At 72.6% G+C, this 1,812-nt stretch carries 2 protein-coding genes; both read right to left on the minus strand.

Annotated elements, in window-relative coordinates; genetic code table 11:
• On the minus strand, positions 1-1,375 hold a 1,375-nt coding region (locus tag FV218_RS22310; RefSeq protein ID WP_147711593.1), incomplete at its 3' end, for an MATE family efflux transporter.
• A 53-nt stretch (positions 1,376-1,428) separates the two neighbouring features.
• Complete coding sequence (locus tag FV218_RS22315) at positions 1,429-1,668, minus strand: hypothetical protein (protein ID WP_147711592.1); 240 nt, start codon at positions 1,666-1,668, stop codon at positions 1,429-1,431.
• Positions 1,669-1,812 lie beyond the last annotated feature (144 nt).

Below are 1,812 nucleotides of genomic sequence, written 5' to 3' on the forward strand. Positions count from 1 at the left end.
GGGTGGGAACCGGGGACGAACCACGGGCGGGATCGACCGGGATCAACCGGCCGGTGGCGAAGGCGGCCGCGTTGACGAGGCCCATGGCGACGAACCCGGCCGCGAGGGCGGCGAACATGCCCGAGAGGCCGAACCCGAGCGCCGCCGCGAGCCGGGCGCCGCCGAGCGCCACCCCCATCCGAAGCAGGCTGGCGGCGAGGGGCCAGCCGACGCGGCCGGCGCCCTGGGCGGCGAAGTAGAGGGCCAGCCCGAAGCCGAAGAACCCGTAGAACGGACCGACGACGCGCAGGTAGAGGGAGCCGGTGGCGAGCATCGCCGGGTCGTCCCCGAACAGGCCGAGCCACGCGGCGGGGTGCAAGGCGGCGCCGAGCCCGATGATCTCCGTCAGGACGCCCGCCACGACGGCACCGGTCAGCGCGGCCCGGCGGGCGCGGGCATGGTCGCCGGCGCCCAGGGCCGTGCCGACGAGTGCGGCGATGGGCGATCCGAGACCGAACACCAGGGGGACCAGGAGGTATTCGAGGCGCGCGCCGGTCCCGTATCCGGCGACGGCCGCCGGTCCCGCCGCCCCGACGAAGCCGGTGGCGGCGATGACCGTGACGTTCGAAGTCATGCTGGCGATGCCCGAGAGGGCACCGATGCGAAGGATCTCCCGTGACGGCGCCCATGTCGGTGGGGGCAGGCTCCGGCTCGGCCGCAGGACGCCGCGTCTGGACCAGAGGTACGCGGCGAAGACCGCCGAGCCGACGGCGTAGTAGGCCACGAACGCGACGCCGCCGCCGATGATTCCGAGGGCGGGGAGCGGTCCCCATCCGAAGATCAGCGCGGGCGAGAGCGGAATCAGCACGATGGCCCCGACGCAGGTGACGATGGCTGGAAGCGCCATGTTGCCGGTGCCTCGGATCACCGCCGAGAGCGCGTTGAACAGCCAGACGAGGATCGCCCCGCCGAAAACGACGGTCGCGTAGGCGGTCGCGGCCTTAAGCGATCCGCCGGTCCCGCCCATCGCGGCGTAGAGGGACGGCCCCAGGGTCAGGGCGAGGACGCTGGTAACGGCCCCGAGCCCGACGCCGAGGGCCGCCGCATGCCATGCCAGCAGCCCGGCCTCCGCCTGCCGTCCGGCACCGAGGGTACGCGAGACCGCCGACTGGATGCCGCCGCCGATGCCGCCGGCGGAGAGCATCTGGACGAGCATCACCACCGGGAAGACGAGGGCCATGCCGGCCAGGGCATCGGTGCCGAGTCCGGCGACGAAGTACGTCTCGATCAGGCCGATGGAGGTCTGAACCATCATCACGAGGATGTTCGGTGCCGCCATCCTGGCCAGGGTCGGCATGAGCGGCGCATCGAGAAGGCGGCGCGTGCGGACGTCCATGCCGGGGCGTCCGCCATCCGCACGGTCGGCCGCCATCGTCACGACGGCCATCGTTACGACCGCCAACGTCCCGAACGCCATGACGGCGGTGCCACGACCGACGGGGGGACGCCGCGCGGCGGCGGCCCGGCATGGACACGCAACGCCGCGATCTCCGCTTCCAGACGCGCGATGCGCCCGTCGCGGATCTCCCCCCCGGTCACGGAAAGGGCCTCCTCCATCTCCTCGAGCCGATCCCAGAGGCGGCGCCAGCGTGTCGGGGAGAGCAGGTTGCGAACCGTGGATTCGGACATGGCTTTCTTGCCTCTCGGACGTGTTTCCGGATCGCGTGCGCGGGGGGGGCCTCAGGAAGTCCTGAACCAATCGGAGATGTCCCAGTTCAGGCCGACCTTCCTCACGGCGGCCTCCCCGGGGGGCTCGGCCGGAGGGGATGCCGG

It is taken from the genome of Methylobacterium sp. WL69 (genome assembly GCF_008039485.1).
Lineage (GTDB): Bacteria > Pseudomonadota > Alphaproteobacteria > Rhizobiales > Beijerinckiaceae > Methylobacterium.

Bases quoted from the DNA above. Each gene is read 5' to 3' on its own strand.
- FV218_RS22315 (WP_147711592.1), bottom strand. From the start codon at position 1,668: ATGTCCGAATCCACGGTTCGCAACCTGCTCTCCCCGACACGCTGGCGC.